The sequence below is a fragment of the Actinoplanes sp. NPDC051405 genome, assembly GCF_055586185.1.
In genome coordinates this window covers 203798-230102 of the sequence record NZ_JBVJIR010000004.1, presented here as the reverse complement: position 1 = coordinate 230102, position 26305 = coordinate 203798, and the positions used below count along the sequence as shown (strand labels likewise).

Sequence of the window (26305 nt, the reverse complement as noted above, 5' to 3'; positions counted from 1 at the left end):
CGCTATGACGCCTTATCTGGTGCCACGCACGGAACCGCTGTTACGGTCGGCGCTCGACCAGGAAGCATTGCTGCGGCAACTGGTCGACGCCCTCGGATCACCGTTGAACGTCGTTCTGCCAGGACAGCTCGCCGACAATCTCGCCGGTTTCCGGGCCGTGCTCGACACCCACCGCCTCGCCGGTGGGATCTACTTCGCCCACAAGGCCAACCGCTCCAGTGCCCTGGCGCGTGAGCTGGCGGCCACCGGTGCCGGCATCGACGTCGCGTCGCTCGGCGAGCTCCAGCACGCGCTGGGCGCCGGCTTCGCGCCGGCCCGGATCATGGCCACCGGACCCAAGAGCCCGGCCTTCCTCGCGCTGGCCGCGCGGACCGGCGTCATCGTCAACGCCGACACCCGGGACGAGCTGAGCGAGCTGGCCCGGCTGGTCACCGCGTACGGGCTGCCCCCCGTACGCGTCATGGTCCGGTTGTCGTCCTTCGACTCACCGGGCGTCAATGTGATGAGCCGCCGGAGCCGCTTCGGCACGCCGGTCGCTCAGCTCGGGGCGGTTCTCGACCTGCTGGAGAAGCACGCCGACACGCTGGAGCTGATCGGCATGGCGTACCACCTCGACACGATCGGCCTGCCCGAGAAGGCCGCCGCGCTGGACGGCTGTCTCAAGGCGATGGACGAGTGTCACCAGCGCGGGCTGCGGCCCCGGGCGCTCGACATCGGCGGCGGCTTCGGCGTCAACTATCTGGCCGACGGCGCGCAGTGGGAGAGCTACACGACCGCGCTGACCGAGGCCGTACTGGGCAAGCGGCCGCCGATGACGTGGCACGGTCACGGCTACGGGCTGCGCAACGAGGGCGGCAAGGTGCGCGGCACGTTGAGCGTCTACCCCTCGTACCGGCCGGTGGCGGGGGCCGCCTATCTGGACCGGTTGCTGTCCGGCACGTCGCCGTCGCTGCGCCGCCCGCTGGCCACGTTGCTGCTGGACAACATGTACGACCTGCACGTGGAGCCGGGCCGGGCCCTGCTCGACCAGTGCGGGGCGGTGCTGGCCACCGTGCTGGAGGTCCGCGACGAAGGCGGCGAGACGCTCGTCCGGCTCGATCTCAACGCCCGTGACCTCAGCATCGAGGAGCACGGCGTGCTGATGGACCCGGTCCTGATCGGCCGTCCGGAGCGCCCGGAAACCGAGCCGGCCGGTGTCTATCTGCTCGGCAACCTGTGCCTGGAGTCCGATCTGATCACCCGGCGCAAGGTCTTCCTGCCGTCCCGGCCCCGACCCGGCGACCTGCTGGCCTTCGTGAACACCGCGGGATACCTGATGGACTTCCGGGCCGATCACGCCCTGATGCAACCGATCGCCCACACCGTCGCGCTGTACAGAGAGCACGGCGCCTGGCGGTGGTGCCTGGACGAGCGGTACTGGCCGGCCCCCGGCCGCGGCGAGGCGGCATGAGGTACGACCACGTCACCGACCTGATCGGTGACACCCCGCTGCTGCGCATCGATCCGGCCGTGCACGGCCTGGTCAACATCGACCTGTACGCCAAGCTGGAGCTGTTCAACCCGTTCGGCTCGGTGAAGGACCGGGCGGCCTGGAGCATGGCCGAGCCGCACCTGGGCCAGGCGACCGAGCGCGGGGACACAGTCGTCGAGCTCTCCAGTGGCAACACGGCCAAGGCGCTCGCGATCATCGCCGGCATGCACGGGCTGCCGTTCCGGAGCGTCACCAACCGGATGAAGGTCCCCGAGATCAAGGATCTGCTGTTGCTGCTGGGTGCGGAGATCGACGAGCTGCCGGGCCAGGCGGAGTGTCTCGACCCGACCAACACCGAGGATCCGCTGACCCGCATGCACCAGTTGCTCGCCGAGAGCGACCACGGCCACCTGCACACCGACCAGTACTACAACCCGCGCAACGTCGGGGCGCACGTGCGGGGCACGGGTCCGGAGATCGTCGCGGACCTGGACGGGCGGGCCCCCGACTACTTCATCGCCTGCGTGGGCACGGCCGGCTCCTCCGCGGGTGTGGCCACCGTGCTGCGCCAGCACGATCCCGGGGTGACCGTCGTCGGGCTGGTCGCCGAGAAGTCCGACTTCATCCCCGGCATCCGCACCATCGACGAGGTGCACGAGGTCGGGCTCTTCGACCCGGACCACTACGACCGGATCGAGACGATCAGCGCCCAGGAGGCGATCGACGGGCTCCTGACCCTGGTACGGCGGTCCGGCATCCTCGCCGGTCCGACGGGCGGCGGCGCGTACCAGGGCGCGGTGCGGTATCTGCGCGCCGTCGACGACGGGCTGACCGAGCGCCGCACCGCGGTCTTCATCGTCTGCGACCGCGTCGAGAGCTACCTGAGCTACCTGCGCGAACGCCGGCCGGCGCTGTTCCACCAGCCCGCCCGGCGGCACTCGACCGGTACGCTCACCGCGGCCGACCTGGCGCAGGCCAAGGCGATCGACGTGCCGGACGCGCAGCGCTGGATCGCCGAGCAGGGTTGCCTCGTCGTCGACCTGCGCGGCCCGTTCGCCTTCCAGGCGCTGCACATCGACCGCTCGATCAACATCGTGGACGAGCTCTTCGCCGAGCTGGTGCACGGCGGTCTGCCGTTCGGGCGCCGCCAGCCGGTGCTGCTGGTCTGCCCGGTGGGGGAGAAGTCCGCCCGGTACGCGGCGCTGCTGACCAGGATGGGCCATCCGGACGTACGGTCGCTGACCGGCGGGATCATCGCCTGGCGCGACGCCGGCGCCGCCCTGGTCCGGGACTGACATGGACGACATCGGCGAGCTGCGCGCCCAGTTCCCCATCCTGGCCGCGCATCCGGGAGTGGCCTATCTGGACAGTGCCGCGACCGCACAGAAGCCGCAGGCGGTCCTGGACGCCGTGGTCGACTATCTGACCACCAGCAATGCCAACGCCGGCCGCGGCACGTACACGTGGGCCAATCACACCACCGCGCGCATCGACGCGGCGCGCGACCGGCTGCGGGCTTTCCTCGACGACCCGGAGCCGGGGAGGTCCGGGGTGCACTTCGTCAGCGGCACCACCGAGGGCCTGCGGTCGGTCGCGCTGGACTGGCTGGCACCGCAGCTGCGGGACGGCGACGAGATCATCGTGCCGTTCGCCGACCATCGGGCCAACACGCTGCCGTGGCTGGAGGCCGCCGAGCTGCTCGGCCGGCAGGGCTGCAAGGTCACCGTCACACCCATGCCGTACGACGCCGCGCACGATTACGACCACCGGCGGCTGGCCGGCCTGATCACCGAGCGGACCAGGTTCATCGCCGTCACGCACGTGCACCACGTCTACGGCGGTGACATGAACGTCCAGCGGATCCGGGCCGCCGCGGGTCCCGGCATCCCGATCTGTCTCGACGCGGCGCAGAGCATCGGGCACCTGCCGGTCTCGGTCTCCGACCTGGACGTGGACTTCGTGGTCTTCTCCGGGCACAAGGCGATGGCCCTGCCCGGCACCGGCGCGGTCTGGGCCCGCAACCTGCGTGGTCCCGCCTACGCTCCCGGTGGCTGGAGCGGCACGCCGAACACCAGCGGCATCGTCAGCCTGGCCGCGGCCCTGGACTGGCTCGACGCGGTGGGCCTGAAGCGCATCGAGCGGCGGACGGTCGCGCTCGCCGCCCGGCTGACCGACGCGTTGTGCCGGCTGCCGAGCTACGAGGTGCTCGGGTGTCAGCGCAGCCTCGCGGCCGGCTCGCCGGTGCAGAAGCGCCGGGGCATCGTCACTTTCCGGCATCGCGACATCGGCTCCAACGACCTGGGCTTCATCCTGGCCGGCGACGCGATGATGGTCCGCGCGGACGACCACTGCCAGGGCGACGCCGGCGAGAAGACCACCTCCGTACGGGTCAGCCTGCACGTCTACAACTCCGTCGAGGAGGTGGACCGGCTGATCGCCGCGCTGACCGCCCTCGAGACCCGCCGATGACAACCCGTAGCCGCTAAACGAAAACGGGTTCCGTTATCGTGTGGTCGTCGACCGGATCGCGGCCGGCCGACCACGTCACTGCGTCCCGAGGTAGCTGAGATGGCATCGCGCGCCCCGAGCTCGACATCGCCGCCGGCCGTCGACCCGGCCCGGATCGCCCGGTGGCGCACGGACTGGGACGCGGTGATGGCTCGTTTCGTACCCGGGCTGGACGGCTTCGAAGCCGCACTGTTCGCCGCCGCCGAGGCGGTGCGCCGCGGTGCTCCCGGCGGGGTCCTGGATGTGGGCGGTGGACCGGGGGTGCTGGCCGAGCGGATGGCGCGACGCTGGCCGCGGGCCCGGGTCGGCCTGCTGGACCTCGATCCCGTACTGCTGGCCCTGGCCGGCGTGGCGGTGTCCGAGTCGGTGACCCTGCTGGAGGGCGACCTCGCCGGGCCGTCGTGGCTGAGCGCCGCCCGCCGGCACGCCCCGTACGACGTCGTCACGGTGGTCATGACCATGCACTACCTGCCCGAGGAGCGGGCCCGGGCGCTGTACCGCGAGGCCCGCGCCGTCCTGGCGCCCGGCGGCCTGCTGGTGGTCGCCGATCTCATGCCCGACGACGGCCTCAGCTCGGTCATGGCCGCGATGCCGTCGATCGTCGACGAGGCCGCCGCCGAGCTGGCCTGGGCCGGCTGGTGGAGCGAGGTCACCGGCACGCCCGCTCTCGCGCCGCTGGTACGGGACCGCCGGACCCTGTTCGCCGCCCGGGCCACCGCCGAGTTCACCCCCGGTGCCGCGTGGCACCTCGCCCAGGCCCGCGCCGCCGGCTTCACCGAGGCCGGCATTCTGTGGCGCTGCGGCCGGCACGCAGCGGTGGCAGCAGTGGCCTGACCAGCCGGTACGCCATGCATGGTCAGTTTGCCATTAGACGATTCTTAGTGAAAACGATTACCGTTCCGGTTCTGCCGACAGGAGCGTTGATCATGAACCGAACCCCCCGGAAACTGGCTGTGGCCGCGGCCGCCGCGGCAGTCCTGCTCGCCGCCGGATGCGGCTCCGACGGTGCCGGCGCGACCGGCGGCACCGCGTCGAGCGGCACGTCCCTGGCCGTGGTCGCCACCACCCCCGAGGTCGCCGATTTCGTCCGCACCATCGGCGGTGCCGACGTCACGGTGACCCAGCTCATCAAGCCCAACGTCGACCCGCACGAGTACGAGCCCACCCCGGCCGACATCCAGGCCATCGGCGCCGCGAAGCTGGTCGTCAAGAACGGTGTCGGCCTCGAGGCCTGGCTCGACCAGACCATCGAGTCGTCCGGCTTCCGCGGCACCGTCGTGGACGCCAGCCAGGGTGTGACCCTGCGCGAGGGCGGCCACGAGGAGGAAGAGGGCGCGGAGCCGGAGGCCGGGCACGCGGACGAGGAGCACGACCCGCACATCTGGCACGACCCGCGCAACGCGAAGATCATGGTCACCGGCATCGAGAAGGGCCTGGCCGCGGCCGACCCGGGCCACGCGGCCACGTTCGCGGCGAACCTCACCGCCTACGCGGCCAAGCTCGACAAGCTGGACGCCGACAACGAGGCCGCCTTCGCCAAGCTGCCCGTGGACCAGCGCAAGCTGGTCACCAACCACGACGCCTTCGGTTACTACGTGGACCGGTACAAGCTGGAGTTCGTCGGCTCGGTCATCCCCAGCCTGGACACCTCGGCCGAGCTGTCCGCCAAGCAGCTCACCGACCTGGTGGCGAAGATCAGGGCGACCGGCACCAGGGCCATCTTCACCGAGAGCTCGCTGCCGCCCAAGACCGCCGAGGCCATCGCCAAGCAGGCCGGCGTCAAGGTGGTCGGCGGCGAGGACGCCCTCTACGGCGACAGCCTCGGCGCGCCCGGCACCCAGCAGGGCACCTACCTCGGCGCGGAGGAGCACAACACCCGGGTCATCGTCGCGGCACTGGGCGGCTGACATGAGCGATGTCGCGGTGGCCGGCACCGCCCTGCGGTTCTCCGGCGTGACCGCCGGCTACCGCGGCACGCCCGTGCTGACCCACGTCGACCTGGACCTGCCGGCCGGGCAGCGCCTCGTCCTGGTCGGCCCGAACGGCGCCGGCAAGTCCACCCTGATCAAGGCCGTGCTGGGGCTGGCCCAGGTGCTCGGCGGGACGGCGTCCGTGCTCGGCCGCGCCCCGGCCCAGGCCCGCGGCCTGACCGGGTACGTGCCCCAGCTGGACACCCTGGACGCCGGCTTCCCGGTCACCGCCGCCCAGGTCGTCCTCATGGGCCGGTACCGGCGCATCGGCTGGTGGCGGCCCACCCGCGCCGCCGACCGCCGGATCGCCCGCGAGGCGCTGGACCGGGTCGGCCTGGCCGACCGGGCGGGCCGGCCGTTCGGCGTGCTCTCCGGCGGACAGCGCCAGCGGGTGCTGCTCGCCCGCGCGATCGCCGCCGAGCCGCGGCTGCTGCTGCTCGACGAACCCTTCAACGGCGTCGACGCCATCAGTCAGGAGGCCATCGTGGCGGTGCTGCGCGAGCTGACCGCGGCGGGCACCGCGCTGGTGCTCAGCACCCACGACCTGGCGGTCGCGCGCGACCTGGCCGACCAGGTCTGCCTGCTCAACGGCCGGCAATGGGCGGTGGGCCCGCCGGGCGAGATCCTCACGGCCGGGCCGCTGCGCCGCACGTACGGCGGCCACGCGGTCGATCTCGCCGACGGCCGTACGGTGCTGGTCGAGACATGATCGCGCCCTTCACCACGCCGTTCATGGGCCGCGCCCTGGCCGAGCTGGCCCTGCTCGCGCTCGTCTGCGGTCCGGTCAGCGTCTTCGTCTTCGCCCGCCGGCTGTCGTTCGTCTCCGACGCGCTGACCCACACCGTCTTCCCCGGCGTCGTCATCGGTTTCCTCGCCGGAGGCGTCGAGGGCATCTTCGCCGGCGCCCTGATCGCCGCCGTGCTCACCGCGGTCGTGCTCACCCTGCTCACCCGGGGCGGGGCGCTGTCCGACGACGCGTCCACCGCCGTCGTGCTCACCGCCATGTTCTCGATCGGGGTGGCGCTCGTGTCGCGCCGTTCGTCGTACACCAATGACCTGACGACGTTCCTGTTCGGCCGGATCCTCACCGTGACGCCGCGGCAGATCGCCGAGACCGCGGTCCTCGCGGTCGTGATCCTTGCTCTGCTGGCGCTCGGCGCGCGGGCGTTGCTGTTCCGGACGTTCGATCCGGCCGGGGCCGCGGCCGCGGGCTACCGGATCGGCTGGCTCGACCTGTGGCTCAACGTGCTGGTCGCGCTGGTGGTGGTCGCCGCGGTCCGGGCGGTCGGCACGATCCTGGTCGTGGCCCTGCTGATCGTGCCCGCCGCGGCGGCGCGCATGCTGACTCACCGCCTCGCGGCGATGGCTCTGCTGGGCACAGTGCTGATTCTCGCGGCCGGCTACGGGGGACTGCTGCTGAGCTGGACGGCCTCCGTCGACCACGGGATCAACCTGACGTCCGCCTCGACGGTGGTGCTGCTGCTCGTGGCCGCGTACCTGATCCTCCTGCCCGTCGGCCTGCTCCGGGCCCGTCTGCGCCGGCCGGTGCTGTCATGAACTGGTGGGATGACGCCCTGCACCGTGCCACCGCCGAGGTGATCCTCGTCGGTGCGCTGGCCGGCCTCATCGGTGTGCAGGTCGTGCTGCGGCGGCTGTCGTTCTTCACGATGGCCCTGACCCACGCGACCTTCCCCGGGGTGGTGGCCGCGTCGATCATCGGCGTCAACATCTTCGTGGGTGGCGTGGCGGCGGGCGCCGTGGTGGCTCTGGGTGTGGCCGCGCTGAGCCGCCGCCAGGGCCAGAACGCGGCCGCCGCCACCGGCGTGGTGCTCTCCGGCGGCTTCGCCCTGGGCGCGGGCCTCGTCGCCACCCAGAACGGATTCAGCCGCGACCTGTCGTCCTTCCTGGTCGGCTCGGTGCTGACGGTGAGCCCGCAGGACCTCGTCATGACGGCGGTGGTGCTCGTCGTGGTGGCCGGCGTCCTCGCGATCGGCGCGCGCCCGCTGCTGTTCACCGGCTTCGACCGCACCGGCGCCCGGGCGGCCGGCTTCGCCACCACGGCCTGGGACGTGGTGCTGCTGTTCACGATCGAGGTGGTCGTGGTGACCGTGGTACCGGCGGTCGGCACGATCCTCGCCCTCGCGCTGATCGTCGCCCCGGCCGCCGCGGCCCGGATGTGGTCGCACCGGCTGCCGGTCATCACCGCGCTGGCCATGGCGTTCGGCGTGCTCAGCGGCCTCGGCGGGCTGTACGTCTCGAGCCGGTGGAACCTGGCCGCCGGGGCGAGCATCACGCTGGTGGCCACCGCGACGCTGCTGCTGTCGTCGCTGCTGGTCCGCATCCCCGGCCGGGTGGTGCCGGCATGAGCGAGATGGCAGGCGCGCTGGAACGGGCGGTCGCCGTCCTGCGGGGGATGGCGTACGAGCACCGGCTGCACATCCTCGTGCTGTTGCAGGCGGGGGAGTCCACCCCGGCCGTGCTGGCCGAGGCGATGCGCACGGATGTCACCGGAGTGGCGCACCACCTGCGTTTCCTGCGCGACGCCCGGCTCGTACGGCGGGAACGCCGGGGCCGCCACGTCTTCTACTCACTCAGTGGCGACCCGACGAGGCGGCTCGTCCAGGAGGTCCTGCACTACGCCGAACGCTTGACCTGAGCCCGGTTTCCGCGGTCTCAGGCTGCGTTGTTGTCGTCGGTCAGGGGAAAGAAGCCGGCGAACGGGTCGACCCAGCCGGGCCACGCCTCGAAGCCGTCGGCGAGCTCGTCGTCGGTGAGCAGGCACCGGGTCAGCCGGGCGGTGGTCGCCGCGGCGTCGAGGTCGAGGCCGACCAGCGCGAGCACCGTGCGGCGGTCGCCGTAGTAGGGGTCCCAGTCGACATCGGCGGCCATCCGGCGCAGCCCGCTGGTCTCGGGCCACCGCTCGGCCGGCAGTGCGGCCAGCCAGTAGCCCAGGGCGCCCAGGCTGACGCCGCCACCGGCGGACTCCCAGCCGATCGCGGCGTCCGGCTGACTGGCGATCCACAACTGGCCCCGCCCGCGCAGCGTCTCGGTGGTCAGCTCGCCCAGGGCCGCGTGCAGCCGTACGGGATGGAACGGGCGCCGGGAGCGGAACAGCACCGAGCTCGCCCCGTGCTCACCGGCCGGGTCGTCGATCCCGATCGGGAAGCCCTCGAGGGCCCGGCCGAGGATGCCCGGGGTCTGCGGATCGTGGCGGCCGGTGCGGCGCAACCGGGCGGCCAGGGCGGTGCAGTCGATGGTGCCGCTGTCGCCCACGCGGAGGTGGGTGGCCCAGGGGGCGAGCCGGTGCAACAGGGCGGTGAGGCGGGCGTCGTCGAGCGCGTCGTGCTGCGGGTGGCCCCAGACGACGATCGTGTCGGCGTACTCCACCTGCCGGACGACAACGTCGGCCACACCCCGCCGATCCTCCGCGGCGGCGTGCAGATCACGATCGCGCAGGCCCTCGGTACTGGCGAGATCGTCGAGGAACCCGGCGGCTTCGACAACGGTCACGTACGAGTCGAAGCGCAACTGCTCACCGGCCCCGGCATGCGCACACACGGCGGCGACGTTCTCGGGCTCGACGACCGGCGGAAGCGCCAGCAGGATGTCGCTGTCCGGGCGCTCCCGGGCCAGGCGCAGCAGTGTGGGCAGCACGTCCTCCCGCAGGGTGCAGGACACGCAGCCGTGGACCAGCTCGATCACCTCGTGCTCCAGCACGGCGTCCGCGGTCCGCACCGTACGGCGGACCAGGCCCTCACGGAGACGGCTCACGTCGTGCGACACGAGCAGCAGCCGCCGGTCCGTGACCAGCAGGCTGCGCCCGATGGCGGCGGTGGCCTCGGCGGAGAAGCCGGCCAGCACGGTGACCCGCGGCCGGGCGTCGACCGACGGGGATGACCCGAGGAACGTGGAAGAAGTCACCGGCTCACCCTACAACGAAAACCATTTTCAACAAGCCCTGGGCCTGCCGTATGGGCGGCCGGTACCTGTACTGGCGTTCGGCAAGGGGGTGTCCGGCTCGTGGGGTCCAGCAGGCCGGCGGGCGCACTCCGCCCGCTGGCCTGCTGTCCCGCAGCAGCTACCTGGTGCCGCAGACGTTCCACCGCCGCGGCGGGCGGCGGTGAGGCTTCAGCCGATGAAGGTCGGCGGGGTCTCCAGCGGGGGATCGGCCGGAGGCGGCGTCGGCGGCGTGGCGGGCGGCGTGGTGGTCGGCGGTGTCGTGGGCTCGGCGGGGGCCGGCCGGGTTGTGGTCGGTGCGGGAGCCGGCGGGTTGGGGCCGACCGCGGTGTTGCCGAGCGGGCCGCAGTTCGTCGCGCCGGTGCCGCGGCTCGTCCACTTGCACGTGTCGTAGACGCGGCCCGACGAGCTGCGCAGCGTCGCCGTGTCGCCGGGGTTGTTCCAGATGTGCCAGGCCCGTCCCTGGTAGAGGCGCGAGCTGTCGAGCGTGCCGTCCGGCTTGCGGCCGTTGGTGCCCTTGCCGGTGTGGACGTAGACCGTCTTCTTCGCACCGATCACGTGCGACGGGAAGGTGTACGTGTAGCCGTTCGCGTCCTTGATGGTGAAGCGGTCCAGCCGCGCCGCGAACGTCGAGTTGTTGTAGATGCGGACGAACTCCCCGTTGACGCTGCTGTTCGCGTTGGTGTCGGGGTTGCTCGGTGAGTCGAACTGGATGAGGTGGAACTGCAGGTTCGGGGTGGCGGCCTCGGCCGGCAGGGCGACGGCCACAGTGCCGAGGACGGCGGCACCGGCTGCGGCGGCCACGGAGATACGAAGACGGCGGTTCATGGCAGTCAGGCTAAATGCGACACTGCCGGACACCCCTCCTGCGAAAGGTCATGATCGGACAGCCGTGCGGCTGCTAGATCGTGACGACGAGCTTGCCCGGGTAGCGGCCCGCCGACAGGTCGCGGATCGCCCCGGCCGCGTCGGCCAGCGGATAGCTGCGGCCGATCACCGGCGTGACCTGGCCCGACTCGAGCAGTGCGCTCAGCTCCGCGAGCTCCTCGGCGCGCACCCGGGCGGTCACGCCGCGCAGGCGCTGGCTCATGAAGGACGACAGCAGCGGCGCGGCCATCTGGCGCTGGAAGCCGCCCATGATCCGGCCCTGCGCGTGCCCGCCTCCGACCAGTGCGATGGTGCCGCGCGGCGTCGCGGCCCGGCGCAGCAGTGACAGTGGTCGGTTGCCCGCGGTGTCGATGATGACGTCGTACACCGGGCCGTCGCGGTCCACCTCGTGCCGGGTGTAGTCGATGACGCCGTCGGCGCCCAGAGAACGGACCAGGTCGGCCTTTCCGGTGCTGCACACGCCGGTGACGCTCGCCCCGTACGCCTTGGCGAGCTGGACCGCGAAGGTCCCGACGCCGCCGCCCGCACCGGTGATCAGCACCCGCCGGCCGGCCCGCACGCCTCCGTCGCGCAGGCTCTGCAGGGCGGTGACGCCGGAGACCGGGGTCGCCGCCGCCTGCTCGAAGGAGATCGCGGCCGGTTTGACGGCGAGCCGGTCCTCCTTGGCGGTCGCCTGCTCGGCGAACGAGCCGGTGCCGCAGGTGCCGTACACCTCGTCGCCGGGCCGGAAGCGGGTGACCCGCGCGCCGACCGCGGTCACCACGCCGGCGACGTCGAGGCCGCGCACCGCCACGTTGGGCCGGCGCAGTCCGAAGGCCAGGCGGGCCGCGTACGGCCGGCCGGTCATGAAGATCCACACGCCCGGGTCGACCCCGGCGGCGCGCACCTCGAGGAGCACCTCCCGGTCGCCGACCGGCGGCGGGTCGACGTCGCGGAGCTGGAGGACGTCGGCTGAGCCGTACGCGTCCTGGGCGATGGCTTTCACGGTTTCTCCTCGGGGTCGTCGGGATACTGGAACACGTCGTCGAGCGGCGCCCGGAACACCCGGGCGATCCGGAAGGCCATCTCCAGCGAGGGCGAGTAGCGCCCCTGCTCGATGGCGATCAGCGTCTGCCGGGTCACGCCGATCCGGTCGGCCAGCTCGGCCTGGGTCATCTCGCCGTGCGCGAAGCGCAGCGCGCGGATGCTGTTGGTGACCTGCGTCGGCTTCACCATGGCGGCAGGCTCCGGCGGTAGACGATCACCTTGGTGAGGCCGCCGAGGACCGCCGACAGCACGAAGCACAGGTAGATCACGTTGGCGATCCAGAAGGGCGCCCAATCGGCCATCGCCATGCCCATCGCGGCGACCGCGCCGATGACGACGAACGACTGCCCGACGTGCTCACCGAGCCGGCCGATTTCGCGGTCGCGGTCGTCGGTGAGGCGGGAGGCGCGCGGGTTGCCCACGGCCATCGCGATCTCGGCGATGATCGAGGTGACGATGGCGGCGCCGACCGTCCACAGGAGAACGCCCGCGTACGGCACCGAGGCCAGTGGGTGCCCGTCGACGCGGCCGGCGATGACGGCCACGTAGGCGGTGTAGCCGAGGACGGCCACCACCAGCCTGATCCACGCGCGTTTCTCCTCGTGCGTCACGGCCGGGACCCCTCGATGTACAGAATCTTTGACATGCCGAAGGTAGCAAATCTTTGACACGATGTCTAAAGATTTTTACATCCGATTCCTTCGGGCCCGCCGGGCGGTCTGTCACTCTGGGCCGGAGTGTGCGCTCGCGGCCAGCCACCGGTACGGGAGGACGACAAATGCCGAGCACCAGGGACAGCGGGGGCGCCGATGACGAGTTCACCGCCCGGGCCGAGGCTTTCCGCCGCGAGCTGCTCGCCCACTGCTACCGCATGACCGGTTCGGTCGACGACGCCGAGGACCTGGTGCAGGAGACGTACCTGCGGGCCTGGAAGTCGTACGGCGGCTTCGAGGGGCGGGCGTCGCTGCGTACCTGGCTCTACCGGATCGCGACCAACGCCTGCCTGACGGCTTTGCAGCACCGCGAGCGCCGCGTCCTGCCGTCCGGGCTCGGCGCTCCCAGCGACGACCCGTACGCGCCGTCCGTGCTCGGCGATCCCGGCACCAGGTGGATCCAGCCGGCGCCCGACGCGCTGTTCGCCGCCGCGCTCGGCGACCCGGAGGCGACGGTGATCTCCCGCGACTCGATCCGGCTGGCCCTGATCGCCAGCCTGCAGTACCTGCCGCCGAAGCAGCGGGCCGTGCTGATCCTGCGGGACGTGCTGGCCTGGCCCGCGGCCGAGGTGGCCAGGAGCCTCGACACCACCACGCCCGCCGTGAAGAGCCTGCTCCAGCGCGCCCGGCGCCGCATCGAGGAGGTCACGCCGAGCATGGACGACGTGGTGGAGCCGACCCATCCCCGGGCGCGCGAGCTGCTGCGCGGGTATCTGGCCGCCTTCGAGGCCGCGGACATCGACGCCATCGAGCGGCTGCTGCGGGCGGATGCCGTGCTGGAGGCCGTACCGGTGCGCAGCTGGTACTCCGGCAAGAAGACCTGCCTGCGGTACCTGGCGCACCAGGCCCTGGGCGCGCCGGGTGAGTGGCGCATGCGGCCGGCCGGCCTGAACGGGGAGGCGGGTTTCGCCGCCTGGCATCGCACGGCCGACGGCTCGTACGAGGCCTTCGGGGTCGGCATGATCACGCCGACCGGGACGGGGATCGCTCGCATCATCGTGTTCTCCGACCCGGCCACCGTGCACCGGCTCGGCGGTCTCGACTTCGCGCGCCGCACCGCCGAGACTTTGCCGGGTGACTCCACCCCGTGATCCGGACCGGCCGCGCTATCGCCATTTCGAGTCCATCTTCCTGGCCCGCGACGGCGAGGCCTGGGTGGCCCGGGTCTTCGATCTGCTGGCGGAGCTCGACTTCGCCGGTCATCCGGTGGTCGGGGCGGCCTGCGTGCTGCACGCACTGCACGGCACGGCCGACAGCGAGACCTGGTCGCTGCGGCGGCCGGCCCGCACGGTCCGGGTGACGACCCGGCGGCACTCCTCCGGGCGGTACGCCGGTGTGCTGGAGCAGGGCGCCCCGGACTTTCTCGCGGCTCCTGAGGTGGCGGGCCTGCTCCCGTTGTTCTCTCTGCGTGCGGAAGATCCCGACACCGGCCTGCCCGCCGAGGTGGTCAGCACCGGGCTGCCGTATCTGATCCTGCGTGGCGGCCTATCCGCGCCGGCACGGCCGGCTCGCCGACGGCGACCCGGCCACCCTGCGGCAGGGCCGCTTCGCCGGCCGCCCGAGCCGGATGACCATCACCGCGTACGGCCCGAGCGACGCCGTCCGCACAGTGGCCGTCGGTGGTGACGTCTTCCTGATCGGCACCGGGGAGCTGTGGCAGCTGCCGGAGTGAGCCGCGGTCACGAAGGATTCCGGGGGGAGTCCTTCGTGACCGGCCGGGGTGCCGTGGCAACTCGTTACGGGATCAGCACCGGATCCAGCTGAAGTTGAACAGGGTGTCCACGTCGCCCTCGCTGGACCGCATCGACATGCTGCTGCGGCCGCTCGACGTGCCGGGGTCGACCCGCAGCTCGGTGTTGACGTTCAGGACCCGCTGCTCCGTGCAGGGGGCGTAGATCAGCACGGGGGCCACGTCCCTGGTCGCCCAGAAGCCGTTGAGCGGACCGGCGAACGTCTCGTCGTTGGCGTTGTTCGCCGACGATCCCTGCCAGTAGTAGTTCGTGCGCTGCAGGGCGGTCGCGCCGGAATAGAGGCGTGCGCGGCCCCGGTAGTCCGCCTCGGCAACGGCGAAGGTCCAGCCGGCCGGCACCGTGACCAGGACGCCGACCTGGCAGTTCTTCCGACGGTCGGTGGGGTCGGCGCTGCCGCCGGCTTCCGCCACGAAGTCGTGGTACCTGATCCGGAAGCCTGTCTTGTCGGAGTCGGCGATCACCGTGGCCGTGCCGGGTGCGCACCCCGACCCGTTGGCGGCTATCACCTCGAAGGTGACGTTACCCTCCGGGACGGCGGCGGCCTCGGCGTGCGCCGGCGCGGACAGCGACAGCGCAAGAACTGTGCCGATTACGGCGAGAGCCGTATGTCTTACGCCGACGAGGCTCTTGATCATGGTATTCCTCTCGTTTCTGACGGAGCATTCTGGAAGGCTTCCAATATTAAACCCTGAACTGCTCAAGGCGGTCGGACGGCGTTCGGTAGGGAATGTTAGTCAGCTGTCGTGCTCCAGACAAGCATTGGTGTTCATCTATCTGAGTTGATGATCCGCCGTTGCCGCTCGGATGGGATATGCATGCTGCAGGCGGCCAGGGAAGCGGATTCTTCGGTGTAAATCGGCGCCAACCATCGCCCGATTAATCCTGAAGATGTGGTGTGCGGCTTTGAGCGGTCAACCGTAAACGCCTAACCACCTGTATGGCGCCTCCCATTTGCCGCACAATGCGACCTCACAATGTTTCATTGACGTTCCTCAATGTTCGCCCATAACATCTGTCCCGCGTGTGCATTGTCGTCGTTACTCGAAGGGAGTTCCATGCGTAAATTGCTGGTGCGCGGGGGAGCGGTGTTGGCGTTGCTCGCCGCCTCGTTGACCGCGGCCTCGCCCGCCTCCGCCGGAAACCCGCTGGAGGACCCGCCGTCCGACCACATCGTCATCGACCTGGTCGCCATGGCCGGGTCCGGCTGCCGGCCCGGTACGGCGGACGTCGCCGTCTCACCGGACAACACCGCCTTCACCGCCATCTACAGCGAGTACCTGGCCCAGGCCGGCCCGGGCATCGCCACCACCGAAGGCCGTAAGAACTGCCAGCTCAACGTGCTGGTCCACGTGCCCCAGGGCTTCACCTTCGCGATCACCAAGGTGGACTACCGCGGGTACGGCCTGCTCCAGCGCGGTGCCACGGCCTCGCAACGGGCGAACTACTACTTCCAGGGCATGAGCCAGAGCACCTTCACCACGCATCCGGTCACCGCACCGCTGGACGACAACTGGTTCGCCAGTGACGAGGTTCCGGTCGCCGCCGTCGTCTGGCACCCGTGCGGGGAACTGCGCAACCTCAACATCAACACCGAGCTGCGGGTCGCCAAGGGCACCTCCACCGACGCCAGCTTCCTGACCATGGACTCCACCGACGGCAGCATCTCCACCACCTACCACTTCGCCTGGAGGCAGTGCTAAGCACTTGCTTCCCCAGCCCGTGCCCAGGGTCGCCGGACCGGTCCGGCGACCCTCGGCCGTTTCCGCCCGGTCAGGCCGCTCAGCAGCCCGCTCCGCCCGGTCTGATCAGCCCGCTCTCGTACGCCAGCACGACCAGCTGGGCCCGGTCGTGCGCCCCCAGCTTCATCATCGTGCGGTTGATGTGGGTCTTGACCGTGTGCGGGCTCAGCGTCAGGTGCGCGGCGATGTCGCTGTTGGACAGTCCGGACGCCACCAGGATGAGCACCTCCCGCTCCCGTTCGGTCAGCTCGCTGAGCCGGTGCGCGGGGATCTCCCCGCTGCGTTCGGGGCGGGCCAGGTAGCGGGCGATCAGGCTGCGGGTCGCCGCCGGGGTCAGCAGGGCGTCGCCGCGGTGGACGACCCGGATGGCGTGCAACAGCTCCTCCGGCTCCGCGCTCTTGCCGAGGAAGCCGCTCGCCCCGCTGCGCAACGCCGCGAAGACGTACTCGTCGATCTCGAACGTGGTCAGGATCAGCACCCGGACCCCGGCCAGGTCCTCGTCGGCGGTGATCAGCCGGGTCGCGGCCAGCCCGTCGAGCTCCGGCATCCGGATGTCCATCAGCACCACGTCGGCGCGCGCCTCGCGGGCCAGGGCGACGGCCTCGGTGCCGGTGCGGGCCGTACCGGCGACGCACATGCCCGCGGTGGCGGCGATCAGCGTCGCGAAGCTGGCCAGCAGCAGCGGCTGGTCGTCGGCGAGCAGCACCCGGATCGGTTCGTCGGTCACGCCGGGTGCCCCGCCGGCAGGACCGCGGTGACCCGGAAGCCGCCGCCGGTGGCCCGGGGGCCGGCCAGCAGGGTGCCGCCGAGCGCCGCCACCCGTTCCCGCATCCCGATGATGCCGTGCACGTCCGCCGCCGGGCCGGTGACCGCGGGCCCGGGGTCCACCGGCCCGGTCGTCGGCGGGCCGTCGTTGTCGACGATCACCGTCAGCATCTCCCGTTCGCGACGCAGGCCGAGCCGGACCTCGACCGGGCCGGCGTGCTTGCAGACGTTGGTCAGCGATTCCTGGACGACCCGGTAGGCCGTCACGTCCGCGGCCCAGGACAGGTGCGTCGTGTCGCCGTGCCGGTCGCAGACGATCCGCAGACCCGAGCGGGTGAACGAGCTCAGCAGGTCGTCGAGCCCGGCCAGGCCGACCGTGGGCTCCACGGGCGCGCTCACCTCCTCGGGCCTTCGCAGCAGTCCGACGGTGTCGCGCAGCTCGTCCAGCGCGGCCCGGCTGCCCTGCCGGATCTGGTCGAAGGTCTCGCGGACCGGGGCCGGCTGGTCGGTCAGCACGTGCCGGGCGACGCCCGCCTGCACGTTGATCAGCGCGAGGTGGTGGCCGACGCTGTCGTGCAGGTCGCGGGCGATGCGCAGGCGTTCCTCGGTGAGCCGGCGCCGGGTCTCGGCCTCCCGGTCGCGCTCGGCGTCCTCGGCCCGCAGCAGCACCTCGGCCAGATAGGCCCGCCGGTTGCGCGACGCCGCACCGGCGGCCACGGCGAGGCCGCCGAGGGCGGCCAGGGCGACGTTCTCCGGTCCGAGCCAGCGCGCCGGCGCCCCGACCGTGTGGAACGCGCCGAGCGCCAGCACCAGCAGCCCGCCGACGAGCAGCGACCGCCGGCGGTCGCTGCTCTCGGCCACGGTGTAGAGCGCGATCAGCGGCGCGGTGAGGATCAGGATGTCGCCGGTCCCCGGCTGGTGGGCCAGGAACAGCTCGGCGGCCACCGTGCTGACCAGCAGCACCGGGTACGGCCGGCGCCGCCGCACCACCAGCGCCAGGCACGCGACCGTGGCCAGCAGCACGGAACCGGGGCCGTCGACATGACCCGGTCCCGCGGTGGTCAGCAACGTCGCCACCCACACCAGGACCGCGATCGCGCCGTCGGCGACGTGCGGGCGGGCGTGGGCCACCCGCCGCAGGTGGGCGATGACGTGCATGGCCACACCGTACGGCCGGCCGGCGTCCCGGCGCCTCCCCTCGTGGCGGCATCCGCGGCATACCGCGCCCGCGGTACGGCGAAGATGCCCCGCTGAGGCGACGAGAACGCGGGCGCCGGGCGCGAGAGTCGGTGCCGTAGCGCTCACCACGAAGGGACTGCGATGACCGACGTGTCCGTCCGAGGACTCACCAAACGGTTCGGCGCCGTGACCGCCGTACGCGATCTCAGCTTTGATCTCGGGCCGGGAGTGACCGGCTTCCTCGGCCCCAACGGGGCCGGCAAGACCACCACCCTGCGGATGCTGCTGGGCCTGGTCCGGCCGACCGCCGGTACGGCGACCGTGGACGGGCGTCCCTACGCCGAGCTGCCCCGTCCCCGCCGGGTCGTCGGCGCACTGCTCGAGGCCTCCGGCTTCCACCCCGGCCGCACCGCTCGCGACCACCTGCTCATCCAGGCGCAGCTGGCCGGGCTGCCCGCGACCCGGGCCGACGCGGTGCTGGACGAGGTGGGACTGGCCGCGGACGCCGGGCGCCGGGTCAGCGGCTACTCGCTGGGCATGCGCCAACGGCTCGGCCTGGCCTCGGCACTGATCGGCGACCCACGCGTGCTGATCCTCGACGAACCCGGCAACGGCCTCGATCCGGCCGGGATGGCCTGGCTGCGCCGGCTGCTGCGGCAGCTCGCCGATCAGGGCCGCACCGTCGTGGTGTCCAGCCACATCCTGGCCGAGGTGGCCCAGACCGCCGACCGGGTCCTCATCGTCAACGGCGGGGTGCTGCGCTTCGCCGGGCCGCTCGCCGAGCTGTCGGCCGGCGGCGACACCCTGGAGTCGGCCTTCCTGCGCCTGACCACCGAGCTGGAAGGAAGCACCCGATGATCCTCGCCGCCGAGTTCCGCAAACTGCGGACGGTCCGCAGCGGCTGGCTGCTGCTCGGGGTCGCCCAGCTCGTCATCGTCGCCGGGGTCAGCGGCCTGATGCTCGCCCGGGACGACGCCGCCACGATCGCCGCGCAGCGCGAGGCGGTGGCCCACATCGGCGTGGTCTCGCTGTTCACCCTGGTGCTGGGCATCATGGCGGTCGCGGGGGAGTACCGGCACCGCACCATCAGCGACGCCTACCTCGCCACCCCGAGGCGCTACCGGGTCGTGCTGGCCAAGCTCGGCGTCTACACCGCCGCCGGCGCGGTCTTCGGGGCAGTCGCCACCCTCACGGCGCTGATCACGACCGCCGGCTGGCTCGCCGCCGACGGCGCCTCGCTGGAACTGGCCTCCGGGGACCTGTGGCGCACCGTGCTCGGCGGCATCGGCTGGAACGCCGCCTTCGCCGCGATCGGGGTCGCCGTCGGCGCGCTGATCACCAACCTGATGGCCGCGGTCGCCGCCGCGCTGGCCTGGCTGGCCCTGGTCGAGGGCATCGTCGGGCAGCTCGTCGGGGATGCCGACCGGTGGCTGCCGTTCGCCCTCGGGTCCGCTCTGGGCGGGCTGCCCACCGTCGCCGACGCCCCTCCTCAGTGGCAGGCCGGCCTCCTGCTGGCGGGATACGCCGCGGCGCTCGCCGTGGCCGCGGTCGTGACGACCGTGCGCCGCGACATCACCTGACGGGCGAAGGGCCGCGGTGCGGGTCCTCGCGGGGGCGGTCGAGCACCAGGTCGGCGGCGCGGGCGAGGACCTGGGCCCGGGTACGGTCGCCATGATCGGCGGCGAGGAAGTGCTCGCCGATCGCCACGCAGAAAGCCAGCAGGCTGCGGGCCTCCACCTCCTCGGGGTCGGTGCAGAAGGTGCCGATCATCTCGCGCAGCAGTGCCATGCGCCGGTTGTCGACCCGGCGCAGGCGCGCGGCGACCGCCTCGTCCCGCCGCGCCCAGTCGCGGACCGCCAGGTCGATCGGGAGCAACCGGCCGCTGGAGAAGGTCAGCACGCCGGCGCGCCGGATCCGGGTCCGCGGGTCGCCGCCCTCGCGCTCGACGCGCGCCAGCACCTCGTCGGTGCTCTCCCGCTCCCAGGTGTCGAGCATCGCCGCCAGCAGCGCGTCCCGGTCGGCGAAGGACCCGTAGAACCCGCCCTTGGTGACGCCGAGCCGCTTGGCCAGCGCCTCGACCCGCACAGCGTCCGGTCCGCCGGTCGCCAGCACCGCCAGACCTTCCTCGATCCACCTGTCCCGGGTCGTACGTGTCGTGCCCACGAGTTCCTCACTCTGTCTATACGCCAGCGTATACATCGGTTAGCCTGCGAATATACGGTAGCGTATAGAAGAACGGAGATCGTGAGATGCACATCCCCGAATCCGTCCGCACGCTCAGCTCGGTGCCGGAGATCGACTACGCCGACCGCTTCGCCCTGGCCACCGACGTGCCCGCCACCCCGGAGCAGTGGGCCCGCGCGATGTTCGGCGACGTCCCCAGCCCGGGGGAGGTGTTCATCTGGCGTGGCGTGCTGGGCCTGCGCCTCAGCCGGCACCCCTCGCCGGCCACCGTGGCCGGCTGGCGGATCGGCGGGCACGGCGAGGACTGGATCCGGCTCGAGGCGGCCTCGTGGTTCCTGGCCGCCAACCTGCTCGTCGAGACCGGCGCCGGCCGGGTTTCGCTGGTGACCTTCGTGCACTACCGGCGGCATCCGGCCGGTGCCGTCTGGCCGCCGTGCTCGGCCGTCCACCGCCGGCTGGTGCCCCGGGTGCTCCGCGACGCCGAGGCGAGGATCCGCCGTGGGGGTGTGCGCTGACCCGGGCACCGCCCGCCTCTACGCTGGGTGCCGTGACCGACGTGGAAAGCAAGATCCTTGACGAGACGACCGCCGAGCCCGCCCCCGAGCTGATCGCCACGCACTACCTGGCCAGCGTCGAGGAGCTGGTCGAGCACCTGCGCGCGGCCGACCAGCTGGGCCTGGGCGTACGGGTCAGCTCCTATCTGGTCGCCACCGACGAGGACAGCGAGGTGTACTCGGCGCGGTGGGAGCTCGACCTGCTCACCGCCTCCCCGGTCCATCAGGAGGATGAAACCGAGTAGTTCTCCGCCGGCTCGCGGTGCTCGGCTGCCCGGCGCACCACCGGCGGCACGAGGCAGCCGACCACCGCGAACGCCGCCCCGAGCACGAGCCAGCCCGGGGTGCCCCAGCCGAGGGTGAGGGCGGTGACCGCCGCCGGGGCGACCATCTGGCCGAACTGGTGGCCCATCGCGTACGTCCCCTGGTACTGCCCGTGCGCGTGGTCCGGGGCCAGGCCGAAGGAGATGGCCCAGCCGCCGGCCGAGTACCACATCTCGGCGGTCACCTGCACCAGGGCGGCGACGACCAGCAGCACCACGGTCAGCGCGAGACTGGTGCCCGCGGTCAGCGAGAAGATCAGGCAGGCCGGCAACACGCCGAACCGGCCCGGCGGGAAGCGCGCGCCGCCCCGGCCAGCGTGTCGGTGCCCCGGGCGGCGCGCACCTGGAAGAGCACCACGGCCACGGTGTTCACCACGAACACCACCGGCCGCGGCGAGCAGGAAGGTCGCCGCGTCCCCGAGGTTCAATGACAGGTACGCCGTCCGGGTGTCCACCGTCAGGCCGATGCCGGCAACGGCCGCGCCGACGGTGATCCCGACGTTGGTGATCGAGCGCAGGTACGCGCGGGTGTAGACCCGCTTGTCGGGCGGCACGGCCCCGCCGATGATCGCGCCACGGACGGCCCGCTGCGCCGCCTCGAAGACCGCCATCGGGGCGGCCACCAGCAGGAACCCGGCCATCGACCGGACCCCGACCATCGCCGTCTCGCAGAGGCCGAGCGCGACGAGGGCTCCGGTCGCCACCCCGCGCGGCCCGAGCCGGTCGGCCACGTAGCCCACCGGTGTGCTGGTCACCAGGCTGATCAGGGCGACCAGGGTGAGGGCGAGGCCGGTTTGCGATGCCGGACGGTCCGGGGAGAGTCCGTGAAGGTGTTGTGCGCGCGGCCGCCGCAGGGCCCCGGCGCCGTTACGGTCGCGGTCATGAAGATGGTGGATGTCCTGGTCGTCGGGGCCGGTCTGGCCGGTCTGCACACCGCCCGGCTGCTGGCCCGGCGCGGCTTCGACGTGCTCGTGGTCGACCGGCGCAGCACCCTGGACACGGGCATCCGCACCACCGGGATCTTCGTGCGCCGTACCCTCGAGGACTTCACCCTGCCGGCGGGGGAGCTCGGTCCGGCGATCCGCCGGGTCCTGCTCTATCCGCCGTCGCTGCGCGAGCCGGTCGAGCTGGTCAGCGCGCGCGACGAGTTCCGGGTGGCCGACATGGCCGGCGTCTACGCCCACGCCCTGGCCGCCGCACGGCAAGCCGGCGCCCGGGTACGGCTCGGCGTCTCCTACCCCGTGCCCGGCGTCGCGGCCCGCTTCACCATCGGCGCGGACGGTGCCCGGTCGACGGTCGCGCGCCGGCTCGGACTCGACGTCAACCGCCGGCTCATCGTGGGCGTCGAAGAGGTGTTTCCGGTGGCCGGCAGTGGTGCCGAGCCGACGTTCCACTGTGTGCTCGACCCGCGGCTCGCCCCCGGCTACCTCGCCTGGGTGGTCGACGACGGACGGCACGCGCACGTCGGGCTGGCCGGGCGCCCGGACCGCCTGGCCGGCCCGCTGCCCGAGCTGCTGCGTACCTTCGGCCGGCGGTTCGGCGCGTTGCCGGCCGCGACCGGAGCGGTGCAGCGCCGCGGCGGACCGATCCCGGTCGGCGGCGTGCGGCGCCGGCTCGCCTGCGCGCAGGGGCTGCTCGTCGGCGACGCGGCCGGTGCGGTGTCCCCGCTGACCGCCGGTGGCCTCGACCCGTGCCTGCGCATGGCGGAACTGGCCGCCGCGGTGACCGGCGACTATCTGCGTACGGGCGACGTTTCGGTGTTGCGGCGCTACGACGGCGCCGCACTGCGCAGGCGCTTCCGGACCCGGTTGCTGATGCGTCACGCCCTGTCGGCGGTACGGTCACCGGCCTTCACCGAGACCGCTTTCACCGCTCTGCGGACTCCGCCGGGCCGGGCAGCCGCCGCCCGGGTGCTGTTCGGCGACGGCTCGTTCCCCGACACGCGCCCCGGCCTGGCGAACGGCGATGCCGGCGGGTCACGGGGACCCACCGGCATCGTCCTGCGTGGCTGACTGTCAGCTGGTCGGGAAGTTGTCCGGCGTGCGGATCCGGCTGCGGATCAGCGCACCCGATTCGGACAGGACACCGGTGCCCGCGTACGTGCCACCGGCGCACGTGCCGGCCCGGAACGCCGCGCTGCCCTCACCGGCGTCGGAGAACGTCCAGTTCGCGTAGCTGATCTTGAGCCGGTCGAGCAGGTCGAGCCAGGCCGTGCTGCTCGCCGTGTCGACGGCACCGCCACCGGTGGCGCTCACCGTGCCGAACTCGGTCACGAACAGCGGCAGCGCGGTGGCCGCCCGCTCCACCTCGGCACGGTAGTTGTCCTTGTGCGACGCCGCGTAGAAGTGGAACGCGTACATGATGTTGGTGGCCCGGACCGGGTTGGCGGTGATCTCGCTGGAGCCGGAACCGTCCGAGACGCCCAGCGAGGACCAGCCCCGGGTGCCGACGATGATCACGGCGTCCGGGTCGTTCGCGCGGATCACCGGGATGACCTGCTCGGCGTAGTTCTTGATGCCGGTCCAGCTCACGCCGTTCGGCTCGTTCGCGATCTCGTAGATCACGTTCTTCTTGGCGGCGTTACGGGCGGAGACGGCGGCGAAGAAGGTCTTGGCCCGCTCCAGGTTGTAGTTGGGGTCGCCCGGCGTGAGGGTGTGGAAGTCGATCAGCGCGTACATGCCGCGGGCCTCGGCCAGGTCGACCAGGTTGTTGACCTGGGAGGTGAAGCCGGCCGGGTTGGTCTCGTAGCCGCCCTCCTGCACGTACATCGCGATCCGGAACAGGTCGGCCTGCCAGTCGTTGGCCAGCGCGTCCAGGGAGGCGTTGTTGTAGCAGTTGGCGAACCACTGCAGGCCGTGCGTGCTCATGCCGCGCAGCTGGATCGGCCGGTTGTACTGGTTGCACAGGTTGACGCCGCAGACGTGCAGCAGACCGTTGATCGCCACCGGCGTCCGGCCGGCCGGCGCGGTGGTCGGCGGGACGCTGGGCGTGGTGGCCCGCGTCGGCGTCGGGCTCGCGGTCGGCGACGACGGCGTGCCGGAGCCGTCGCAGGAGCGGCCGTTGACCAGGCAGGTGGTGGGCCGCCCGGTGCCGTTGAGGACCAGGCCGAACTCGGTCGACGCGCCGGCGGCGAGGGTGGCGTTCCAGCCGGCCGGGGTGAACGTGTACGTGCCGCCGGAGCTCGCCTGGGTGGCGTTCCAGCTGTTGACCACGGTTGTCCCGGCGGGCAGGCTGAGCTCCACCCGCCAGGTGGAGATGGTCGCCGAGGTGTCGTTCTTGACCACCACGTTCGCCTGGTAGCCGGAGTTCCAGGAGTTCGTCACGGTGAACGCGGCGGTCTCCGCGGACGCCGGCATGGCGATCAAAGCCACCGCCGAGGCGGCGACGACGATCCCGCCGGCCGCGAGGAGCTTGAGTCTGAGGCTGCGCATGAAAGGGGCTCCGTCGGATCAAGGGGGGAGGACGGGTGTGTGGGAGCGCTCCCACGCCGGCCGACTGTAACCCTCCGGGTGAAGCGGCGCAATGCGGGAGGCGCTAGCCGAGGCCCAGGACGGGCCAGCACTGCTCGACGCCGATCAGCTCGATGTCCGCGCGGCGGATCCGCTGCCACGCGTCCCGGGTGAGCCGCCACCGCTGGATCTGCGCGGGCTCGCCGCGGCGGGTGTCCCAGTCCGTACCGTTCGGTTCGTAGCCCAGGCCGCGGGAGACGCGGTTGGACGCCTCGTTGTCGACAAAGGCGTCGCTGCCGGCCTCGCGTGCGCCCAGCCCGGCGAAGGCCAGCTGCAGGATCGCCGCCCGCATCTCCTTGCCCAGCCCCCGTCCGCGGCTGCCCGGGGCCAGCCACGAGAAGCTGGTCACCGTGCCGAACCGGGTGAAGTTCGTGCCGATCAGATCCTGCATGCCGACCGGTTCGCCGTCGACGAGCACGGCGAAGTACAGCCGCCAGGCATCCGGGCTCACCCGGGCCCGGCCGGCCCAGATGCCGCGCAGCCACCGCCATTCGCGCTCCGGATTGTCGGCGTAGAGCGACATCGGGTCGTCGAACGGCCACGGCGCCGCGTCGGCGATCCCTGCCCGCACCAGCGGCACGAGACGTTCCAGCAGGTCGTCGGACGCACCGGCCAGCGTCAGGCGCGGCGTGCGGACCTCGACGTTCAGCGGGGGATAGGTGTGGGCCACGCCCGGACGCTAGCCAGGTCGCGGGTCCAGGTGCACCCGGTTTTGCTCAGCGGCGTCCTTTGAGGATGGCCGCGGTGAGCATGCGGCGGAGCCAGTCCTCGTAGCGCTCGGGCGGCCAGCCCCGGCCGGCCGTGCACAGCCGGTAGACCGCGGGTGCGGTCAGCAGCCACGCCTCGTCGGCCGCCTGGGCGGGATCACGCCCGGCGGGCAGGTGCCCGGCGGCGGCGAGGTGGCCGACGAAGGCGGTGACGCCGGCCAGGCGTTCCCGATCGGTCTCCGCCGCGATCTCGGCGGCTTCGGCGCCGCCGGTGCTCAGCGCGGCGGTGACGGCTCCGAGCCGTTCGGAGACACCGCGGGCGATCCGGGCGTACGCCGCGAGCTTGCGGAACGGGTCCGGCTCGGCGAGCAGGGCCCGCACCTCGGGTCGCTCGCTCATCGGTACGGGTGCGTCGTCGCCGGCCAGGGTGACGTCGTACATCGCTTTGACCAGGCCGCGTTTGCCGCCGAAGGTTTTGTAGACGGTCTCCTGCGAGACGCCGGCGGCCTCGGCCACCGCGCGGATGGTCAGGCCCGCGTACCCGTGCCGGAGCAGGCCTTCCCGGCAGGCGTCCAGGACATCCGCCCGGCACCGCCGGGCCTGCTCCTGACGGCCGGAACTGTCGTAGGTGCGACGGGAAGCAGCGGGTGGGCGGGGCACCGGCGGCGTCTCCGCGCTCACCACGCGGGTGAGTTATCCGCTCTACGCCGCTGTCCCGGCCGGGGCGTTCGTCGCCTGTCACCGGCGGTACAGCCGGCAGACCCTTCCGGTGGTGGTCGTCCCGGGGTTCGCCGGCTTCGTCGCCTGCCTGGCTCTGCCGCTGGTCCGCCCGGCCGCGGTGCCGCTCTGGGTGGCCTCATTGGTCGCCGCCGGTGGGCTGATCGCGTTGCTGGCCACCGTCACCGCGGCCGTCCCGTCGCATCTGCTGCTGCAACGGGACGGCTTCGCCGACGGGCCCTACCGCCGGCTGCGGGTTGCGGACCGGATCAGGACGGCGGCCTGCGGGGGCAGTGCCGCCCTGCTCGTCTGGTCTGTGGCGCTGGCGTTCGCGGCCCGCTGAG

31 protein-coding genes and 1 pseudogene are annotated in these 26305 nt (G+C 72.3%); 19 read left to right on the top strand and 13 right to left on the bottom strand.

Annotated elements, in window-relative coordinates; translation table 11 throughout:
• Nucleotides 1–4 precede the first annotated feature (4 nt).
• The 9 genes from ACZ6S4_RS11585 to ACZ6S4_RS11545 all read left to right on the top strand — a co-directional run bounded on the left by ACZ6S4_RS11585 (nt 5) and on the right by ACZ6S4_RS11545 (nt 8605).
• Nucleotides 5–1450 carry a Y4yA family PLP-dependent enzyme gene (locus ACZ6S4_RS11585; protein WP_465474859.1) on the top strand — a complete coding sequence of 482 codons (1446 nt, stop codon included), beginning with the start codon at nt 5–7 and terminating at the stop codon, nt 1448–1450.
• Nucleotides 1447–2766: a pyridoxal-phosphate dependent enzyme gene (locus tag ACZ6S4_RS11580; protein WP_465474858.1), complete on the top strand. Its 1320-nt coding sequence runs from the start codon at nt 1447–1449 to the stop codon at nt 2764–2766. The genes ACZ6S4_RS11585 and ACZ6S4_RS11580 overlap by 4 nt, the downstream gene beginning before the upstream one ends.
• Nucleotide 2767: 1 nt before the next feature.
• Nucleotides 2768–3940, top strand: coding sequence for an aminotransferase class V-fold PLP-dependent enzyme (locus tag ACZ6S4_RS11575; protein WP_465474857.1), 1173 nt, complete (start codon nt 2768–2770; stop codon nt 3938–3940).
• A 99-nt stretch (nt 3941–4039) separates the two neighbouring features.
• A complete protein-coding gene (locus tag ACZ6S4_RS11570; RefSeq protein WP_465474856.1) occupies nt 4040–4813 on the top strand; it encodes a class I SAM-dependent methyltransferase in 774 nt (257 codons plus the stop codon).
• Nucleotides 4814–4905: 92 nt separating this feature from the next.
• Nucleotides 4906–5886 (top strand): metal ABC transporter substrate-binding protein, encoded by a 981-nt coding sequence (locus tag ACZ6S4_RS11565; protein WP_465474855.1) that lies wholly within the window; start codon nt 4906–4908, stop codon nt 5884–5886.
• A 1-nt stretch (nt 5887) separates the two neighbouring features.
• Complete coding sequence (locus tag ACZ6S4_RS11560) at nt 5888–6658, top strand: metal ABC transporter ATP-binding protein (protein ID WP_465474854.1); 771 nt, start codon at nt 5888–5890, stop codon at nt 6656–6658.
• A complete protein-coding gene (locus ACZ6S4_RS11555; protein WP_465474853.1) occupies nt 6655–7506 on the top strand; it encodes a metal ABC transporter permease in 852 nt (283 codons plus the stop codon). Before ACZ6S4_RS11560 ends, ACZ6S4_RS11555 begins: the two co-directional genes overlap by 4 nt.
• Nucleotides 7503–8315 carry a metal ABC transporter permease gene (locus ACZ6S4_RS11550; protein WP_465474852.1) on the top strand — a complete coding sequence of 271 codons (813 nt, stop codon included), beginning with the start codon at nt 7503–7505 and terminating at the stop codon, nt 8313–8315. The genes ACZ6S4_RS11555 and ACZ6S4_RS11550 overlap by 4 nt, the downstream gene beginning before the upstream one ends.
• On the top strand, nt 8312–8605 hold the full coding sequence (locus ACZ6S4_RS11545; protein ID WP_465474851.1) for an ArsR/SmtB family transcription factor: 294 nt from the start codon (nt 8312–8314) through the stop codon (nt 8603–8605). The genes ACZ6S4_RS11550 and ACZ6S4_RS11545 overlap by 4 nt, the downstream gene beginning before the upstream one ends.
• Before the next feature lie 17 nt (nt 8606–8622).
• Here ACZ6S4_RS11545 and ACZ6S4_RS11540 read toward each other — a convergent pair whose 3' ends face one another.
• The 5 genes from ACZ6S4_RS11540 to ACZ6S4_RS11520 form a co-directional block, all read right to left on the bottom strand.
• The gene (locus tag ACZ6S4_RS11540) at nt 8623–9870 is read right to left on the bottom strand and encodes a CobW family GTP-binding protein (protein ID WP_465474850.1); all 1248 of its coding nucleotides are present in this window, start codon (nt 9868–9870) and stop codon (nt 8623–8625) included.
• 207 nt (nt 9871–10077) lie between these two features.
• The gene (locus tag ACZ6S4_RS11535) at nt 10078–10734 is read right to left on the bottom strand and encodes a lamin tail domain-containing protein (protein WP_465474849.1); all 657 of its coding nucleotides are present in this window, start codon (nt 10732–10734) and stop codon (nt 10078–10080) included.
• A gap of 73 nt (nt 10735–10807) precedes the next feature.
• Nucleotides 10808–11779: an NAD(P)-dependent alcohol dehydrogenase gene (locus tag ACZ6S4_RS11530; RefSeq protein ID WP_465474848.1), complete on the bottom strand. Its 972-nt coding sequence runs from the start codon at nt 11777–11779 to the stop codon at nt 10808–10810.
• Entirely contained in the window at nt 11776–12009 is a 234-nt protein-coding gene (locus tag ACZ6S4_RS11525; protein ID WP_465474847.1) for a helix-turn-helix transcriptional regulator, read from the bottom strand. The genes ACZ6S4_RS11530 and ACZ6S4_RS11525 overlap by 4 nt, the downstream gene beginning before the upstream one ends.
• Nucleotides 12003–12431, bottom strand: a complete 429-nt coding sequence (locus ACZ6S4_RS11520) for a hypothetical protein (RefSeq protein ID WP_465474846.1) — start codon at nt 12429–12431, stop codon at nt 12003–12005. Before ACZ6S4_RS11520 ends, ACZ6S4_RS11525 begins: the two co-directional genes overlap by 7 nt.
• 167 nt (nt 12432–12598) lie before the next feature.
• On the opposite strand from ACZ6S4_RS11520, the gene ACZ6S4_RS11515 reads away from it, so the two are divergent.
• From ACZ6S4_RS11515 to ACZ6S4_RS11505, 3 genes and pseudogenes are all read left to right on the top strand, one after another.
• Nucleotides 12599–13624 (top strand): sigma-70 family RNA polymerase sigma factor, encoded by a 1026-nt coding sequence (locus ACZ6S4_RS11515; protein ID WP_465474845.1) that lies wholly within the window; start codon nt 12599–12601, stop codon nt 13622–13624.
• Nucleotides 13608–13997 (top strand): annotated as a pseudogene (locus ACZ6S4_RS11510) (PhzF family phenazine biosynthesis protein); the annotation flags it as partial. The gene ACZ6S4_RS11515 and the pseudogene ACZ6S4_RS11510, both read left to right, overlap by 17 nt.
• 13 nt (nt 13998–14010) lie before the next feature.
• On the top strand, nt 14011–14205 hold the full coding sequence (locus ACZ6S4_RS11505; RefSeq protein WP_465475079.1) for a hypothetical protein: 195 nt from the start codon (nt 14011–14013) through the stop codon (nt 14203–14205).
• Nucleotides 14206–14277: 72 nt separating this feature from the next.
• Here ACZ6S4_RS11505 and ACZ6S4_RS11500 read toward each other — a convergent pair whose 3' ends face one another.
• A complete protein-coding gene (locus ACZ6S4_RS11500; RefSeq protein WP_465474844.1) occupies nt 14278–14919 on the bottom strand; it encodes a DUF4360 domain-containing protein in 642 nt (213 codons plus the stop codon).
• A gap of 420 nt (nt 14920–15339) precedes the next feature.
• Here ACZ6S4_RS11500 and ACZ6S4_RS11495 point away from each other — a divergent pair, with 420 nt between their 5' ends.
• Nucleotides 15340–15984, top strand: coding sequence for a DUF4360 domain-containing protein (locus ACZ6S4_RS11495; protein WP_465474843.1), 645 nt, complete (start codon nt 15340–15342; stop codon nt 15982–15984).
• A gap of 79 nt (nt 15985–16063) precedes the next feature.
• Here the strand turns inward: ACZ6S4_RS11495 and ACZ6S4_RS11490 are convergent, their stop codons facing one another.
• Nucleotides 16064–16750 (bottom strand): response regulator, encoded by a 687-nt coding sequence (locus ACZ6S4_RS11490; protein ID WP_465474842.1) that lies wholly within the window; start codon nt 16748–16750, stop codon nt 16064–16066.
• Nucleotides 16747–17946: a sensor histidine kinase gene (locus ACZ6S4_RS11485; protein WP_465474841.1), complete on the bottom strand. Its 1200-nt coding sequence runs from the start codon at nt 17944–17946 to the stop codon at nt 16747–16749. Before ACZ6S4_RS11485 ends, ACZ6S4_RS11490 begins: the two co-directional genes overlap by 4 nt.
• 162 nt (nt 17947–18108) lie before the next feature.
• On the opposite strand from ACZ6S4_RS11485, the gene ACZ6S4_RS11480 reads away from it, so the two are divergent.
• Nucleotides 18109–18825, top strand: a complete 717-nt coding sequence (locus ACZ6S4_RS11480; RefSeq protein WP_465474840.1) for an ABC transporter ATP-binding protein — start codon at nt 18109–18111, stop codon at nt 18823–18825.
• Nucleotides 18822–19547, top strand: coding sequence for a hypothetical protein (locus tag ACZ6S4_RS11475; protein WP_465474839.1), 726 nt, complete (start codon nt 18822–18824; stop codon nt 19545–19547). The genes ACZ6S4_RS11480 and ACZ6S4_RS11475 overlap by 4 nt, the downstream gene beginning before the upstream one ends.
• On the opposite strand, the gene ACZ6S4_RS11470 is transcribed toward ACZ6S4_RS11475, so the two are convergent.
• On the bottom strand, nt 19540–20130 hold the full coding sequence (locus tag ACZ6S4_RS11470) for a TetR/AcrR family transcriptional regulator (RefSeq protein WP_465474838.1): 591 nt from the start codon (nt 20128–20130) through the stop codon (nt 19540–19542). The genes ACZ6S4_RS11475 and ACZ6S4_RS11470 overlap by 8 nt on opposite strands.
• Nucleotides 20131–20216: 86 nt before the next feature.
• Between ACZ6S4_RS11470 and ACZ6S4_RS11465 the strand changes: the two genes are divergently transcribed.
• On the top strand, nt 20217–20666 hold the full coding sequence (locus ACZ6S4_RS11465; protein WP_465474837.1) for a hypothetical protein: 450 nt from the start codon (nt 20217–20219) through the stop codon (nt 20664–20666).
• 32 nt (nt 20667–20698) lie between these two features.
• Entirely contained in the window at nt 20699–20950 is a 252-nt protein-coding gene (locus tag ACZ6S4_RS11460; protein WP_465474836.1) for a hypothetical protein, read from the top strand.
• Here ACZ6S4_RS11460 and ACZ6S4_RS11455 read toward each other — a convergent pair.
• Complete coding sequence (locus ACZ6S4_RS11455; RefSeq protein WP_465474835.1) at nt 20929–21960, bottom strand: MFS transporter; 1032 nt, start codon at nt 21958–21960, stop codon at nt 20929–20931. The genes ACZ6S4_RS11460 and ACZ6S4_RS11455 overlap by 22 nt on opposite strands.
• Here ACZ6S4_RS11455 and ACZ6S4_RS11450 point away from each other — a divergent pair.
• Nucleotides 21910–23040 carry an FAD-dependent oxidoreductase gene (locus tag ACZ6S4_RS11450; protein ID WP_465474834.1) on the top strand — a complete coding sequence of 377 codons (1131 nt, stop codon included), beginning with the start codon at nt 21910–21912 and terminating at the stop codon, nt 23038–23040. The two genes, ACZ6S4_RS11455 and ACZ6S4_RS11450, sit on opposite strands and share 51 nt — an antisense overlap.
• Before the next feature lie 3 nt (nt 23041–23043).
• On the opposite strand, the gene ACZ6S4_RS11445 is transcribed toward ACZ6S4_RS11450, so the two are convergent.
• The 3 genes from ACZ6S4_RS11445 to ACZ6S4_RS11435 form a co-directional block, all read right to left on the bottom strand.
• A complete protein-coding gene (locus ACZ6S4_RS11445) occupies nt 23044–24459 on the bottom strand; it encodes a cellulase family glycosylhydrolase (RefSeq protein WP_465474833.1) in 1416 nt (471 codons plus the stop codon).
• 103 nt (nt 24460–24562) lie between these two features.
• A complete protein-coding gene (locus ACZ6S4_RS11440; RefSeq protein ID WP_465474832.1) occupies nt 24563–25207 on the bottom strand; it encodes a GNAT family N-acetyltransferase in 645 nt (214 codons plus the stop codon).
• A gap of 46 nt (nt 25208–25253) precedes the next feature.
• Complete coding sequence (locus tag ACZ6S4_RS11435; protein WP_465474831.1) at nt 25254–25904, bottom strand: TetR/AcrR family transcriptional regulator; 651 nt, start codon at nt 25902–25904, stop codon at nt 25254–25256.
• Between ACZ6S4_RS11435 and ACZ6S4_RS11430 the strand changes: the two genes are divergently transcribed.
• Nucleotides 25873–26304 (top strand): hypothetical protein, encoded by a 432-nt coding sequence (locus tag ACZ6S4_RS11430; protein WP_465474830.1) that lies wholly within the window; start codon nt 25873–25875, stop codon nt 26302–26304. The genes ACZ6S4_RS11435 and ACZ6S4_RS11430 overlap by 32 nt on opposite strands.
• The last annotated feature ends 1 nt before the right edge of the window (nt 26305 follow it).

Bases quoted from the DNA above. Each gene is read 5' to 3' on its own strand.
- ACZ6S4_RS11450 (WP_465474834.1), top strand. From the start codon at position 21,910: ATGAAGATGGTGGATGTCCTGGTCGTCGGGGCCGGTCTGGCCGGTCTG.
- ACZ6S4_RS11560 (WP_465474854.1), top strand. From the start codon at position 5,888: ATGAGCGATGTCGCGGTGGCCGGCACCGCCCTGCGGTTCTCCGGCGTG.
- ACZ6S4_RS11515 (WP_465474845.1), top strand. From the start codon at position 12,599: ATGCCGAGCACCAGGGACAGCGGGGGCGCCGATGACGAGTTCACCGCC.
- ACZ6S4_RS11485 (WP_465474841.1), bottom strand. From the start codon at position 17,946: ATGCACGTCATCGCCCACCTGCGGCGGGTGGCCCACGCCCGCCCGCAC.
- ACZ6S4_RS11580 (WP_465474858.1), top strand. From the start codon at position 1,447: ATGAGGTACGACCACGTCACCGACCTGATCGGTGACACCCCGCTGCTG.
- ACZ6S4_RS11550 (WP_465474852.1), top strand. From the start codon at position 7,503: ATGAACTGGTGGGATGACGCCCTGCACCGTGCCACCGCCGAGGTGATC.
- ACZ6S4_RS11465 (WP_465474837.1), top strand. From the start codon at position 20,217: ATGCACATCCCCGAATCCGTCCGCACGCTCAGCTCGGTGCCGGAGATC.
- ACZ6S4_RS11500 (WP_465474844.1), bottom strand. From the start codon at position 14,919: ATGATCAAGAGCCTCGTCGGCGTAAGACATACGGCTCTCGCCGTAATC.
- ACZ6S4_RS11545 (WP_465474851.1), top strand. From the start codon at position 8,312: ATGAGCGAGATGGCAGGCGCGCTGGAACGGGCGGTCGCCGTCCTGCGG.
- ACZ6S4_RS11495 (WP_465474843.1), top strand. From the start codon at position 15,340: ATGCGTAAATTGCTGGTGCGCGGGGGAGCGGTGTTGGCGTTGCTCGCC.
- ACZ6S4_RS11570 (WP_465474856.1), top strand. From the start codon at position 4,040: ATGGCATCGCGCGCCCCGAGCTCGACATCGCCGCCGGCCGTCGACCCG.
- ACZ6S4_RS11525 (WP_465474847.1), bottom strand. From the start codon at position 12,009: ATGGTGAAGCCGACGCAGGTCACCAACAGCATCCGCGCGCTGCGCTTC.
- ACZ6S4_RS11585 (WP_465474859.1), top strand. From the start codon at position 5: ATGACGCCTTATCTGGTGCCACGCACGGAACCGCTGTTACGGTCGGCG.
- ACZ6S4_RS11565 (WP_465474855.1), top strand. From the start codon at position 4,906: ATGAACCGAACCCCCCGGAAACTGGCTGTGGCCGCGGCCGCCGCGGCA.
- ACZ6S4_RS11445 (WP_465474833.1), bottom strand. From the start codon at position 24,459: ATGCGCAGCCTCAGACTCAAGCTCCTCGCGGCCGGCGGGATCGTCGTC.
- ACZ6S4_RS11575 (WP_465474857.1), top strand. From the start codon at position 2,768: ATGGACGACATCGGCGAGCTGCGCGCCCAGTTCCCCATCCTGGCCGCG.
- ACZ6S4_RS11535 (WP_465474849.1), bottom strand. From the start codon at position 10,734: ATGAACCGCCGTCTTCGTATCTCCGTGGCCGCCGCAGCCGGTGCCGCC.
- ACZ6S4_RS11475 (WP_465474839.1), top strand. From the start codon at position 18,822: ATGATCCTCGCCGCCGAGTTCCGCAAACTGCGGACGGTCCGCAGCGGC.
- ACZ6S4_RS11480 (WP_465474840.1), top strand. From the start codon at position 18,109: ATGACCGACGTGTCCGTCCGAGGACTCACCAAACGGTTCGGCGCCGTG.
- ACZ6S4_RS11555 (WP_465474853.1), top strand. From the start codon at position 6,655: ATGATCGCGCCCTTCACCACGCCGTTCATGGGCCGCGCCCTGGCCGAG.